We start from the raw sequence: 13163 nt of genomic DNA, 5'->3' as shown, positions 1-13163 counted from the left end.
AATCGCTTCTCTTTACAGAGCGCCCTTGGTCGAGGGGATGACGCCGGCCATGCGCTCGTCATGCTCCAGCGCAAAGCGCAGGGCGCGTGCGAAGGCCTTGAAGATGGTCTCGCACTGGTGGTGGGCATTGAAGCCCTTGAGGTTGTCGATGTGCAGGGTCACGCCCGCATGGTTGACGAACCCCTGGAAGAATTCGTAGACCAGCTGGGTGTCGAGCTGACCGATGCTGCCGGCCGTGAATTTCACGTCCATGTGCAGCCCGGGACGGCCCGAGAAATCGATGACCACGCGGCTCAGGGCCTCGTCCAGCGGCACATAGGCGTGGCCGTAGCGGCGGATGCCCTTCTTGTCGCCCACGGCCTTGGCGAAGGCCTGGCCCAGGGTGATGCCGATGTCCTCCACCGTGTGGTGGCCGTCGATGTGCAGGTCGCCCTCGCACTCGATGTCCAGGTCGATCAGGCCGTGGCGCGCGATCTGGTCGAGCATGTGATCCAGAAAGCCGATGCCCGAGTGCAGGCTGGCCTTGCCCGTGCCGTCCAGGTTGATGGCGACCTTGATCCGGGTCTCGGCGGTGTTGCGCTGCACTTCGGCGGTGCGTGCGGGGACTGCATTGCTCATAGGGATTCCTTCAGGGCCGCCAGCATCTGGGCGTTTTCTTCGTGGGTGCCCACGGTCAGGCGCAGGCAATTGGCCAGCAGCGGGTGCATGGCACTGACGTTCTTCACCAGCACGCCCCGGGCCTTCATCTCGGCCTGGGCACGCGCGGCATCGCGCACGCGCAGCAAGACCATGTTGGCCTCGGATGGCCAGATCTTTTCCACACCCGGCAGCGCGGTCAGCGCGTCGATCAGCGGCTGGCGCTCGGCGCGGATGGCCACGGCCTGCTGCGCATACAGCGCCTCGTGCTCCAGCGCGAAGATGGCCGTCTCGCAGTTGAGCACGCTGATGTTGTAGGGCGGGCGCACCTTGTCGATCTCGCCGACGATGGCGGCCGGGCCGATCAGGTAGCCCAGGCGCGCACCGGCCAGGCCGAACTTGCTGAGCGTGCGCATCAGCAGCACATGGGCGTTGCGGGCCGGGTCGGCGCGCATGTTCTCTGCCCAGCTGCGGCGGGCGAAGGGCTGGTAGGCCTCGTCCATGACGACCAGGCCGCCGATGGCGCCGACCGCGTCGATCACGGCCTGCACATCGGCCTCGGCCCAGAGCGTGGCCGTGGGATTGTTGGGATAGGCGATATAGGTGATGGCGGGGCGGTGCTCGGCAATGGCGGCGCGCATGGCGGGCACGTCCAGCTCGAAGTCGGCCGTCAGGTCGACCCCCACAAAGTCCAGGCCCTGCAGCCTGGCGCTCATGGGATACATGACGAAGCCCGGCATGGGCGCCAGCATGGTGGCGCGGCCCTCGGCGTGGGGCTGGGCACAGGCCAGGGCCAGCAGCGTGATGATCTCGTCCGAGCCATTGCCCAGCAGCACGGCGCTGCCGGCCGGCGCCTGCGCGTAGCGGGCCAGCATGTCCTTGAGCACTTCCTGGCGCTCGCCAGGGTAGCGGTTGATCTCCAGCCGGCCCAGGCGCTCGCCCAGCGCGGCCTGCAGCTCGGGTGGCAGTCGGAAGGGGTTCTCCATCGTGTCCATCTTGAGCAGGCCTTGCGAGGGCTGCACATGGTAGGCATGCATGGAGCGGACATCGGCGCGGATGCGCTCCAGGGCCAGGGCCTGAACCTGCGGAATGGAAGCTGTCATGGCATGCACACTTTCACGAGTCAGTGGGGGAAGAAATCCATAAGCGAAGCCGCTCAGGCCTGCTGCTGCTGCGGCGCCTGGTGCAGCGGGTGCACCATGGCGACGCCGCCAAACTGGGCGCCGTGCGGCAGGTGCAGGGTCAGCATCTGCTCGCAGCCGCTGTGCTGGGCGCAGGCCACGGCCAGGCAGTCGCCAAAGGCCAGCTGGTGGCGCGATTGCACGGCCCAGGCGGTCTCCAGCGTGGCGGCATCGGTCTTCCAGGGCGTCCAGGTCTGGTAGCGGCGGATGGCGGCGCGCGCATCGCCCTGCGGCAAAGGCTGGGCGGCCGTGGTGACCTGTTCATAGAACTCGCACAGCGACTGACTGCCGGTGCGCCCGCTGCGCGTGCGCCACAGCAGGTCCAGCCACTGCAGCACGGCGGCATGCAAGGCGCCCTGCCCCGTGTCTTCGGCAGCGACCAGCACGGAGGTATCGACGAAGACGGTGTTCATGCCTGGCCCTCGCGGCGCAGCGCGGCACTGCGCTGGGCGGGCTGCGTGGATGACGGCTGGCCGCCGTCCCAGCCGCGCTCGTCGGTGCGCCAGGCCAGGTAGGCGCGCTCGTAGGCGTCCTCGCGGCGCTGCATCTCGGCCATGAAGTCGCCCACCATGCGCGAGACGCTGGTGCCGCGGCGCGCGGCCTCGATGCGGGCCCATTCGAGCACGCTGTCTTCGACGGTGATGGTGAGGTTCTTCACAGGGTGCAAGTCTACACGAAATTCGTGCTCCACTGATTTCGTGTCGATTCTTGACATACTTGCTCTAGCGTTCAGGCAGCAAAAAGCGCCGCCCCTTTCGGTGACGGCGCCTTCGTCCAATAGGAAGCGAGTGTCTACTTCAGGCGCATTTCGGCCGCGCGCGCATGGCCTTGCAGGCCTTCGCCATGCGCCAGCACCGAGGCGATGCGGCCCAGGGTCTGGGCGCCCTGCTCGCTGACCTCGATGAGGCTGGATCGTTTCTGGAAGTCATAGACCCCCAGCGGCGAGGAAAAGCGCGCCGTGCCGCTGGTGGGCAGCACATGGTTGGGGCCGGCACAGTAGTCGCCCAGGCTTTCGCTGGTGTAGGCCCCCAGGAAGATGGCGCCTGCATGGCGCAGCAGCGGCTCCCACTGGTGGGGATCGTTGCTGGAGACTTCCAGGTGCTCTGGCGCGATGCGGTTGCTGATGGCGCAGGCCTCCTGCATGTCGCGCGTGAGGATGAGGGCACCCCGGTCGCTCAGGCTCTTGGCGATGATGGCGCGTCGCGGCATCTCGGGCAGCAGGCGGTCGATCTCGCGCTGGACGGCGGCGATGTAGTCGGCATCGGGGCACAGCAGGATGCTCTGCGCCAGCTCGTCATGCTCGGCCTGGCTGAACAGGTCCATGGCCACCCAGTCGGGCGGCGTGCTGCCGTCGGCCAGCACCAGGATTTCACTGGGGCCGGCAATCATGTCGATGCCCACGGTGCCGAACACCCGCTTCTTGGCGCTGGCCACATAGGCATTGCCGGGGCCGGTGATCTTGTCCACCCTGGGGATGGTGGCCGTGCCGTAGGCCAGGGCCGCCACGGCCTGGGCACCGCCGATGGTGAAGCCGCGCGTGACGCCCGCCACATAGGCAGCCGCCAGCACCAGGGCGTTCTTCTCGCCGCGCGGCGTGGGCACGACCATGATGATTTCCTGCACGCCAGCCACATGGGCGGGAATGGCATTCATCAGCACGCTGGACGGATAGGCGGCCTTGCCGCCGGGCACATAGATGCCCACGCGATCCAGCGGCGTGACCTTCTGGCCCAGCAGGGTGCCATCGGCGTCGCGGTAGCTCCAGCTCTCGCCGCTGGCGCGCTTTTGTGCCTCGTGGTAGGTGCGCACGCGCTGGGCAGCGGCCGTCAGCGCATCGCGCTGCTCGTCGCCCAGGCTGTCGAAGGCGGCCTTGAGCTCGGCCTGCGTCAGCTCCAGCGCTGCCATGCCGTCCACCTGCAATCCGTCAAAACGCGCCGTGTACTCCAGCACGGCCGCATCGCCGCGCTTTTGCACATCGGCCAGGATGTCGGCCACGCGCTGCTCGATGGCCGCGTCCGTGTCCGCCGACCAATGCAGGCGCTGCGCAAAATCGTGTTCGAAGTTGGCGTCAAGCGTGGACAGGCGGGCGGGAGCGGCTTGGTATTCCATGGTGCAGAGGGCTTCAGTCTTGGGGAATGGCCGATGCGAAGGCATCGATGATCTTGCGCAGAGGGGCCTGCTTGAGCTTGAGCGAGGCCTGGTTGACCACCAGGCGCGAGCTGATCTCCATGATGGGTTCGACCTCGACCAGGTCATTGGCCCTGAGCGTGTTGCCGGTGGACACCAGGTCGACGATGGCGTCGGCCATGCCGGTCAGCGGGGCCAGTTCCATGGAGCCGTAGAGCTTGACCATGTCCACGTGCACGCCCTTGGTGGCGAAGAAGTTGCGCGCGATCTCGGGATACTTGGTGGCGATGCGCAGACGGGCGCCCTGCTTGACGGCCAGCGCGTAGTCGAAGCCGTTGCGCACGGCGACGCTGACGCGGCAGCGCGCGATCTTCAGGTCCAGGGGCTGGTACAGGCCCTGGGCGCCATGCTCGATCAGCGAGTCCAGGCCGGCCACGCCGAGGTCGGCGCCGCCGTACTGCACGTAGACCGGCACGTCGGAGGCGCGCACCAGCACCACGCGCACGTGGCTCTGGTTGGTCTCGAAGATCAGCTTGCGCGACTTTTCAATGTCTTCGGTGACCGAGATGCCGGCAGCGGCCAGCAGCGGCACGGTTTCGTCGTAGATGCGGCCCTTGGACAGGGCAATCGTGATGGTCATTGGGAAACTCTTTCGATGTCGGCACCCAGGCCGCGCAGCTTGTCTTCCATGCGATCGTAGCCGCGGTCCAGATGATAGATGCGATCGACCAGGGTCTCGCCCTTGGCCACGAGGCCGGCGATGACCAGGCTGGCCGAAGCGCGCAGGTCGGTGGCCATGACGGCCGCGCCCGACAGCGACTGGCTGCCGGTGATGGTGGCCACGCGTCCGTCGGTGGTGATCTGCGCGCCCAGGCGCAGCATCTCGTCGACGTGCATGAAGCGGTTCTCGAAGATGGTCTCGGTGACCATGCTGCAGCCTTCGGCCACCAGGTTCAGCGCCATGAACTGCGCCTGCATGTCGGTGGGAAAGCCCGGGTACTCGGTAGTGCGGAAACTCTGGGCCTTGAGCTTGCCGGCGGCGCGCACGCGGATGCCGCCCTCCTCGGCGGACACTTCGGCCCCAGCGTCCTTGAGCTTGTCGATGACCGCGCCCAGGTGGTCGGCACGGCCATTGCGCAGCAGCGCCTCGCCGCCCGTGGCCGCCACGGCGCACAGGAAGGTGCCGGCCTCGATGCGGTCGGCCACCACCTGGTGCTCGCAGCCGCCCAGGCGCTCCACGCCCTGGATGACGATGCGGCCGGTGCCATGGCCTTCGATTCTTGCGCCCATCTTGATGAGCATTTCGGCCAGGTCGCCGATCTCGGGCTCCATGGCGGCGTTTTCCAGCACCGTCTCGCCTTCGGCCAGCACGGCGGCCATCAGGAAGTTCTCGGTGCCCGTGACCGTCACCATGTCGGTGGTGATGCTGGCGCCCTGCAGGCGCTTGAGATGCCCGGGCAGGCACGCGTGCATGTAGCCGTTCTCGACAACGATCTCGGCACCCATGGCCTGCAGGCCCTTGATGTGCTGGTCCACGGGGCGCGAGCCGATGGCGCAGCCGCCGGGCAGCGACACGCGGGCCTGGCCGAATCGGGCCAGCAGCGGGCCCAGGGCCAGGACCGAGGCGCGCATGGTCTTGACCAGTTCGTAGGGTGCCTCGGGGTTGGACAGCGAGCCGGCGTGGATGCGCACGGTGCCGCTGTCATCGTGCTCGGCGCCGACACCCATGTTGCGGATGAGCTTGAGCATGGTGGCCACGTCCTGCAGGCGCGGCACATTGCGCAGGGTGACGGGCTCGGACGACAGCAGCGCGGCGCACAGCTCGGGCAGGGCGGCATTCTTGGCGCCGGAGACCGTCACCTCGCCATGCAGCGCTCGGCCACCGCGAATCAGGAGTTTGTCCATGGCTGACAGACTTGAATCTGGAAATCGGGAAAAAGGAGATGCCGCACGGGCCGTATCGACCAGTTGCGGCAGAAAGTCTGAGGCGTCGTGACCGGGCTGTGCGCTCAGGCCTGGCCGGCCTGGGCAGCCCACTCGGCGGGCGTGTAGGTCTTCATGGACAGCGCATGGACCTCGTCGGTATGCATGCGCTGGCCCAGCGTGGCGTAGACCAGGCGCTGGCGCTGCAGCAGGCGCTGGCCCTCGAATTGGGCCGAGACGATGGTGGCAAACCAGTGCCGTCCGTCGCCTTCCAGCGCAATGTGTTCGCAAGGCAGGCCGGTGGCGATCAGTTCCTTGAGTTGGTCTGCAGTCATGGGGAAGCTTTCCTGCCATGCATCGCGGCATGGCCTTGGTTGGCGGCGGCGCCGGGCGCCGGCCGCCTGTTCATGGGTGGGTTCGAAAATGCCGGCACAGCGCCCGCCGCAGCCTGAGAAAAAACCTCAGCCGCGGATCTTGTAGCCGATGCGCAGCAGATGCACGGCCAGGGCACTCACTGCCAGCCAGGCCGAGCCGACGATGGCCAGGCTGACCCAGGGCGATACGTCGCTCTGGCCGAAGAAGCCGTAGCGGAAACCGTCGATCATGTAGAAAAACGGGTTCAGATGGCTGACTTTTTGCCAAAAAGGCGGCAGGGACTGGATCGAATAGAACACGCCCGACAGGAACGTCATGGGCATGATCAGGAAGTTCTGAAAGGCCGCCATCTGGTCGAACTTGTCGGCCCACAGGCCGGCGATCACGCCCAGCGTGCCCAGCAGCGCCGCGCCCAGCAGGCCGAAGACCAGAATCCACAGCGGTGCCGTGAACTCGGGAATGGCGAAGTACAGCGTGACGACGAACACGCCCGCGCCCACCAGCAGCCCGCGCAGCACCGACGCTCCCACATAGGCCCCGAACCAGGCCCAGTGCGACAGCGGCGTGAGCAGCACGAAGACCATGGAGCCCATGATCTTGCTCTGCACCAGGCTGGAGGAGCTGTTGGCGAAGGCGTTCTGCAGCACGCTCATCATCACCAGGCCAGGGATCAGGAAGGCCGTGTAGCTGATGCGGTCATACACCAGCACCCGGCCTTCGAGCACATGGCCGAAGATCAGCAGATAGAGCACGGCCGTGAGCACGGGTGCGGCCACGGTCTGGAAGCTGACCTTCCAAAAGCGCAGCACTTCCTTCTTGAGCAGGGTCTGCCAGCCGTTCATGCCGAAGCTCCCTGCGAAGTCTGTCCCTGCTCGTTCATCACATGGATGAAGACGTCCTCCAGATCGGCGCGGCGGATTTCCACGTCCTCGGGGACGACGGAGCCCTCGCGCAGCGCGGCGAGCAGGCGCTCCACATCGCTGGCGTCGTTGGCGGGTATCTGCACGATGCGGCCGGTCACCCGCGCCCGTGCGGCCAGGGCCGGCGGCAAGGCGGTATCGGTCTTGAACTGCAGCACGTTGGAGGAGGCGGACTTGAGCAGATCCGACATGGTCGAGAGCTTGACGATGTTGCCCTGCTTGAGCATGGCCACGCGGCTGCACAGCGCCTCGGCCTCTTCCAGGTAGTGGGTGGTGAGCAGCACGGTATGGCCTTCGCGGTTCAGGCGTGCGATGAAGTGCCACAGCGTCTGGCGCAGCTCCACGTCCACGCCGGCCGTGGGCTCGTCGAGCACGATGATGGGCGGCTTGTGCACCAGCGCCTGGGCCACCAGCACGCGGCGCTTCATGCCGCCGGACAGCTGGCGCATGTTGGAATTGGCCTTGTCGGTCAGCCCCAGGCTGTGCAGCAGCTCGTCGATCCAGTCGTCATTGTTCTTGACGCCGAAATAGCCGGACTGAAAGCGCAGCGCCTCGCGCACATTGAAGAAGGGATCGAAGACCAGCTCCTGCGGCACGATGCCCAGCTTGCGCCGGGCAGCCGAGTAGTCGGCATGCACGTCGCTGCCCTGGACCAGCACGCGGCCGCTGGTGGCGCGCGACAGGCCGGCCAGGATGCTGATCATCGTGGTCTTGCCAGCGCCATTGGGACCGAGCAGGCCGAAGAACTCGCCCTCCTCGATGTCCAGACTCACGTGATTGAGCGCCTGGAAGGCCCCCTTGGGGGTCTGGTAGGTCTTGGAGATGGATTGGAATGAGACGGCAGACATGCGAGGCGCGATTCTAGGCCCTTGCAGCCAAACCTGCCTTGCAGGGCTCTTTGCAGCGGCGCGCTGCGCCGGCTCAGGAGGGGGAGGATGCGGCCGTGTCGGCCAGCAGCCCGTCGACGCCATACAGCGCCGCCATGGACTGCAGGCCCTGCGGCAGGCCCACGACCACCAATTGCTTGTCTGCCGCCTTCGCGGTGCGGCGGCAGGCCAGCAGCACGGCCAGTGCGGCCGAGTCGAAGACCTCGACACCGCTGGCATCGACACGCACCTGGGCGCCATCGAAGGCCTGCACCTGGGGCCGCAGCTGCACGAGACAGCTGCGCGCCTGGCGGTAGGTCAGTTCACGGGGGAGCTGCAGCATGGCGCGTGCGTCCGCGGCTGTCAGCCCTTGGAGGGCGGCGTGGCCGGCATCTTGCTGCGCGTGGCCAGGGTCTCGATCAGGCCGTCGATGCCGCGGGCATTGATTTCCTGGCTGAACTGGTTGCGGTAGGTTTCCACCAGCCACACACCCAGCACGTTCAGGTTGTAGATCTTCCAGCCGTCGCCGGACTTCTCGAGCCGGTAGTCCAGCTGCACGGGCTCGCCGCGGCCCAGCACTTCGGTGCGCACCAGCACATCGGTGTCGCCGGCTGCCGCGCGCAGGGGCTTGACGTTGATGGTCTGGTTACTAACCTGCGTCAGCGCGCCCGAATAGGTGCGGATCAGCAGGGCCTTGAACTCGGTCTCCAGCTTCTCGCGCTGCGCAGGCGTGGCCTGGCGCCAGGCCGGCCCCACCGAGGCGGAGGTCATGCGGCGGAAATTCACATACGGCATGACCTTGTCATTGACCAGCGCATTGACCTTGGAGACATCGCCCTCGCGCAGCGAGGGGTCCTTCTTGATGGTTTCCAGCACGTCGGTGGAGACACGCTTGATCAGCGCATCGGGGGTCTCGCCGGCTGCGCGGGCCGGCAGTGCCGCGCCAAGGGTTCCCATGGCCAGCATGGCTGCAGCGGCAGCGCTCCAGGCACGTCGATTGATCATCACTCTTCCTTTCCCAGCAGGGCCTCATGCCCCGGACCGGGTTGATATTGCACATTTTTCCGGCCGCGCCATGTCAGGCAGCGGCCGTTTTTCATCTCGGGATGTTACGAACTGCTTACTTCGCACCGTCTTCGGGCGGCAGCTTGCCGGCATCGTCGTCGTAATCCTCGATGCGACCGTCATCACCCGACTTGCCACGCCGCAGGTTCAGGTAGACATCGCGCGTCAGGCTGTAGCGGTCGAGCGCGACGGAGTCCAGCGTGTCGGAGGCATTGAGCAGGCGGGCACGTGTATCCACCAGTCGCAGCACATACAGGCTGTTGCGAACCGGGATGTCGTTGATCGCCGACATGGGGTTGCCCCAGGCATCCACCGGAAGAGCCGCAGTGTCACGCACCGTGGACGGGCCCAGCAGCGGCAGCACCAGGTACGGCCCGGTGGGCACGCCCCAGCGACCCAGGGTCTGGCCGAAGTCCTGCTTTTGGCGCTCGATGCCGGCCTCGCTGGCGATGTCGAGCAAGCCGCCCAGGCCGAAGACCGTATTCACCGAGAACCGCACGACGGAGTTGTAGGCGCCTTCGGCCTGGCCCTGCAGCGCGTTGTTCACGAAGGACCAGACATCGCTGAGGTTGGAGAAGAAATTGCTCACGCCATCGCGGGCCAGACGCGGAGTGACGTCGCGGTAGGCCGTGGCCACCGGCTTCAGGACGGCACGGTCCAGGCCGTCGTTGAACGAGTAGACGCTGCGGTTGAACGGCTCGAACGGGTCCTGGGGATTGCGGGCCTCGCCCGGCGCGGTGGCGCAGCCGGCGAGCAGCGAAGCGGCGGCCAATGTGCCTAGCATGGCTGCGCGCTGCCAGGATGCTGCCTGGACTGCAGGGCGACCCGCGGTCGCCTGTTCATGGTTGGTTGTCATTCTTTGCCTCCTGCACCGGAGCTGCCACCCTGCTCGGCCTTGCCGTAGAGGAACTGTCCGATCAGATTTTCCAGCACAACGGCCGACTGGGTTGCGACGACGCGGTCGCCATCCTTGAGGTTGTGGTCATCTGCGCCGGCTTCGATGCCGATGTACTGGTCGCCGAGCAGGCCGCTGGTCAGGATCTTCAGGGAACTGTCCTTGGGAAACGCGTAGCGGTTTTCCATGGCCATGGTCACGCTGGCCTGAAAGACCTGATCGTCGAAGGTGATGGATTCCACGCGGCCCACGACGACGCCCGCGCTGCGCACGGCCGCCTTGGGCTTGAGTCCGCCGATGTTGTCGAAGCGCGCGGTCAGCGTGTAAGTTTTCTGGAAGCTCAGGCTCAGCAGGTTGGCCGACTGCAGCGCCAGGAACACCAGCGCCGCAGCGCCGATCAGCACGAACAGTCCGACCCAGACATCACTCTTGGATTGCTGCATGGTTTGTTTTTCCTTGTTTTGCGGGGGTGGCTTCGGTGCCGGGTCAAAGGCTGAACATCGTGGCCGTGAGCAGGAAGTCCAGCCCCAGCACGGCCAGCGAGGCCATCACCACCGTGCGCGTGGTCGCGCGGGACACGCCTTCGGGCGTGGGCTTGGCTGCATAGCCCTGCAGCAGCGCGATGAAGGTCACCGCCACGCCGAACACCAGGCTCTTGAGAACGCCGTTGCCCAGGTCATACCACCAGTCCACGCCGTTTTGCATCTGGCCCCAGAAGGCACCGCCATCGACGCCGATCATGACCACGCCCACCAGCCAGCCGCCGATCACGCCGACGGCGCTGAAGACAGCGGCCAGCAGCGGCATGGCGATCAGGCCGGCCACGAAGCGCGGCGCCAGGATGCGGCGCACGGGGTCCACGGCCATCATTTCCATGGCCGACAACTGCTCGCCGGCCTTCATGAGGCCGATCTCGGCCGTCAGCGCCGTGCCGGCACGGCCGGCAAACAGCAGCGCCGTGACGACGGGACCGAGCTCGCGCACCAGGGACAGCGCCACCAGCAGGCCCAGCGCCTCGGCCGAGCCGTAGCGCTGCAGGGTGTAGTAGCCCTGCAGGCCCAGCACGAAACCGACGAACAGGCCGGACACGCCGATGATGGCCAGCGAATAGTTGCCCAGGAAATGGATCTGGTCGCCAATCAGCCGCGGCCTGCCCAGCGCCGGCCCCATCAGCGCGAGCAGGCGGCCGAACAGGCGGGTGCCCATGCCCAGCTGGGTCAACTGGTGGCGCACTGCCGCGCCGATGCGAGCGGGATGCAGCCGGTTCATGCGCGCCTCCGGCCGCTGGCCTTGACCGGGCTTTCAGGCGTGCCGAAATCCTCTTCGGCACTCACGCCGGGGTAATGGAAGGGTACGGGGCCGGTGGCGCGTGCGTGGATGAACTGCTGCACCAGCGGATCGGGATTGGCCTTGACTTCCTCGGGCGAGCCCTGGGCGGCGACACCGCCGTTGCCCAGAATGACCACATGGTCGGCCACATGGAAGGTTTCCTCCACGTCATGGGACACCAGGATGGAGGTCAGGCCCATGGCGTCGTTGAGTTCTCGGATCAGTTGGGCAGCGGTGCCCAGGGAAATGGGGTCCAGCCCGGCGAAGGGCTCGTCGTACATGACCAGTTCGGGGTCCAGTGCAATGGCCCGCGCCAGCGCCACGCGGCGGGCCATGCCGCCCGATATCTCGCTGGGCATGAGGTCGCGCGCACCGCGCAGACCCACGGCATGCAGCTTCATGAGCACGATGTCGCGCACCAGTTCGTCGGGAAGGTCGGTGTGCTCGCGCAGCGGGAAGGCCACGTTGTCGAACACGCTCATGTCGGTGAACAGGGCGCCGAACTGGAACAGCATGCCCATGCGCCGGCGCGCAGCGTACAGGCCCGCTGCGTCCATGGTGGTGACGTCCTTGCCATCGAACAGCACCTGCCCCTGCTGGGCATGCTGCTGGCCGCCGATCAGGCGCAGCACGGTGGTCTTGCCCCCGCCCGATGCGCCCATCAGGGCCGTGACTTTGCCGCGCGGCACCTGCAGCGACAGGTCGCGCAGGATCACACGCTCGCCATAGCCGAAGGTGACGTTGCGCAACTCCACGAAAGAGGCGGTTGGGATCATGCTGTGGTGCGGTCGATAAATGTTCGCAGGCAAGCCCGCTATTGTGCAGACAGGTGCCGCTGCTTGCTCACCACCGCCCGAGATAAACATACATCCGTGTATGTTTCTCAAAAAGTCATGGCAGAAACCGCCATAAAAAAAAGAGCATGCTTTGCTTGCTACACAAGCGTTGCACGCTCTCTGGACCTGGGGAAAATCCGGACTGGACAGATGTTTTTTTACAACATGTTCTGCAGGAATGCCTGGGTCCGTGTGTGCCGCGGCGCCGCAAAGAATGCTTCCGCAGGGCCTTGCTCGACGATCTCCCCCTTGTCCATGAAGATCACGCGATTGGCCACTTCACGGGCAAAGCCCATCTCGTGGGTCACGACCAGCATGGTCATGTGCTCCTGCGCCAGCTCGCGCATGGTGCGCAGCACCTCGCCGGTCAGCTCGGGGTCCAGCGCGGAGGTGGGCTCGTCGAACAGCAGGATGTCGGGCTCCATGGCCAGGGCCCGGGCAATGGCCACGCGCTGCTTTTGCCCGCCCGACAGACGGTTGGGATAGGCATCGCGCTTTTCCAGCAGGCCCACCTTGTGCAGCAGCGCCTCGGCCTTGGGCACGATCTGCTCGCGCCTGAGGCCCTTGACGATGATGGGCGCCTCGATGACGTTCTCCAGCACCGTGAGGTGCGGGAACAGGTTGAAGGACTGGAACACCATGCCCATCTTGCGGCCGATCTGGCGGATCTGCGCCTCGGGCACGTAGTGGGCACGGCCGTCCGCGCCGCTGTCCACTAGCACCTCGCCCTCGACGGCGACACGGCCGCTGTCAATGGTTTCCAGGTGGTTGAGGCAGCGCAAAAAGGTGCTCTTGCCCGATCCCGAGGGACCGATGATGGCCACCACCTCGCCACGCGCCAGCTCCAGCGAAACGCCGCGCAGCACCGGCACGCCGCCAAAGCCCTTGCAGATGTTCTGCGCACTGATCATTGTTTCGGTATTCATGTCAGTTGCCCATGTTCAATGCCGACGAAAGGGGCGCAACCCAGGCATGGGACACCGAGGAAGGGCCGCCCCGTACCGAGGGTG

The 13163-nt window shown here is 66.3% G+C and carries 17 protein-coding genes; all 17 read right to left on the bottom strand.

Annotated elements, in window-relative coordinates:
• Window positions 1-12: 12 nt before the first annotated feature.
• Window positions 13-618, bottom strand: coding sequence for an imidazoleglycerol-phosphate dehydratase HisB (gene hisB / locus G4D77_RS22235; protein ID WP_016445588.1), 606 nt, complete (start codon window positions 616-618; stop codon window positions 13-15).
• The gene (gene hisC, locus G4D77_RS22230) at window positions 615-1739 is read right to left on the bottom strand and encodes a histidinol-phosphate transaminase (RefSeq protein ID WP_017405474.1); all 1125 of its coding nucleotides are present in this window, start codon (window positions 1737-1739) and stop codon (window positions 615-617) included. Before hisC ends, hisB begins: the two co-directional genes overlap by 4 nt.
• Window positions 1740-1792: 53 nt before the next feature.
• Window positions 1793-2230 carry a PIN domain-containing protein gene (locus G4D77_RS22225; protein WP_133072255.1) on the bottom strand — a complete coding sequence of 146 codons (438 nt, stop codon included), beginning with the start codon at window positions 2228-2230 and terminating at the stop codon, window positions 1793-1795.
• A complete protein-coding gene (locus G4D77_RS22220) occupies window positions 2227-2532 on the bottom strand; it encodes a hypothetical protein (protein ID WP_174538854.1) in 306 nt (101 codons plus the stop codon). Before G4D77_RS22220 ends, G4D77_RS22225 begins: the two co-directional genes overlap by 4 nt.
• Before the next feature lie 77 nt (window positions 2533-2609).
• On the bottom strand, window positions 2610-3926 hold the full coding sequence (gene hisD / locus G4D77_RS22215; protein WP_154833603.1) for a histidinol dehydrogenase: 1317 nt from the start codon (window positions 3924-3926) through the stop codon (window positions 2610-2612).
• 13 nt (window positions 3927-3939) lie between these two features.
• Window positions 3940-4584, bottom strand: coding sequence for an ATP phosphoribosyltransferase (gene hisG, locus G4D77_RS22210; RefSeq protein ID WP_017405470.1), 645 nt, complete (start codon window positions 4582-4584; stop codon window positions 3940-3942).
• Window positions 4581-5849 carry a UDP-N-acetylglucosamine 1-carboxyvinyltransferase gene (gene murA, locus G4D77_RS22205; protein WP_154833602.1) on the bottom strand — a complete coding sequence of 423 codons (1269 nt, stop codon included), beginning with the start codon at window positions 5847-5849 and terminating at the stop codon, window positions 4581-4583. The genes hisG and murA overlap by 4 nt, the downstream gene beginning before the upstream one ends.
• Window positions 5850-5953: 104 nt before the next feature.
• Window positions 5954-6202: a BolA family protein gene (locus G4D77_RS22200; protein ID WP_012207326.1), complete on the bottom strand. Its 249-nt coding sequence runs from the start codon at window positions 6200-6202 to the stop codon at window positions 5954-5956.
• 126 nt (window positions 6203-6328) lie between these two features.
• Window positions 6329-7084 carry an ABC transporter permease gene (locus G4D77_RS22195; RefSeq protein WP_016445581.1) on the bottom strand — a complete coding sequence of 252 codons (756 nt, stop codon included), beginning with the start codon at window positions 7082-7084 and terminating at the stop codon, window positions 6329-6331.
• On the bottom strand, window positions 7081-8010 hold the full coding sequence (locus tag G4D77_RS22190; protein ID WP_017405469.1) for an ABC transporter ATP-binding protein: 930 nt from the start codon (window positions 8008-8010) through the stop codon (window positions 7081-7083). Before G4D77_RS22190 ends, G4D77_RS22195 begins: the two co-directional genes overlap by 4 nt.
• A gap of 73 nt (window positions 8011-8083) precedes the next feature.
• The gene (locus G4D77_RS22185) at window positions 8084-8371 is read right to left on the bottom strand and encodes an STAS domain-containing protein (protein WP_047473032.1); all 288 of its coding nucleotides are present in this window, start codon (window positions 8369-8371) and stop codon (window positions 8084-8086) included.
• 20 nt (window positions 8372-8391) lie between these two features.
• Complete coding sequence (locus G4D77_RS22180) at window positions 8392-9033, bottom strand: MlaC/ttg2D family ABC transporter substrate-binding protein (protein WP_016445579.1); 642 nt, start codon at window positions 9031-9033, stop codon at window positions 8392-8394.
• A gap of 115 nt (window positions 9034-9148) precedes the next feature.
• A complete protein-coding gene (locus tag G4D77_RS22175; protein WP_034364771.1) occupies window positions 9149-9949 on the bottom strand; it encodes an MlaA family lipoprotein in 801 nt (266 codons plus the stop codon).
• A complete protein-coding gene (gene mlaD, locus G4D77_RS22170) occupies window positions 9946-10431 on the bottom strand; it encodes an outer membrane lipid asymmetry maintenance protein MlaD (RefSeq protein ID WP_016445577.1) in 486 nt (161 codons plus the stop codon). The genes G4D77_RS22175 and mlaD overlap by 4 nt, the downstream gene beginning before the upstream one ends.
• Before the next feature lie 43 nt (window positions 10432-10474).
• On the bottom strand, window positions 10475-11257 hold the full coding sequence (mlaE, locus tag G4D77_RS22165) for a lipid asymmetry maintenance ABC transporter permease subunit MlaE (RefSeq protein ID WP_016445576.1): 783 nt from the start codon (window positions 11255-11257) through the stop codon (window positions 10475-10477).
• The gene (locus tag G4D77_RS22160) at window positions 11254-12093 is read right to left on the bottom strand and encodes an ABC transporter ATP-binding protein (RefSeq protein ID WP_154833601.1); all 840 of its coding nucleotides are present in this window, start codon (window positions 12091-12093) and stop codon (window positions 11254-11256) included. Before G4D77_RS22160 ends, mlaE begins: the two co-directional genes overlap by 4 nt.
• A 218-nt stretch (window positions 12094-12311) precedes the next feature.
• Window positions 12312-13079: an amino acid ABC transporter ATP-binding protein gene (locus tag G4D77_RS22155; RefSeq protein ID WP_154833600.1), complete on the bottom strand. Its 768-nt coding sequence runs from the start codon at window positions 13077-13079 to the stop codon at window positions 12312-12314.
• Window positions 13080-13163 lie beyond the last annotated feature (84 nt).

Origin of the sequence: Delftia sp. WY8, assembly GCF_018437695.1 — a bacterium.
In the GTDB taxonomy this organism is placed as follows: Bacteria; Pseudomonadota; Gammaproteobacteria; order Burkholderiales; family Burkholderiaceae_C; genus Comamonas; species Comamonas tsuruhatensis.
Note: the sequence above shows the minus strand (reverse complement) of the source record. Positions and strands in the feature narration are given on the sequence as shown.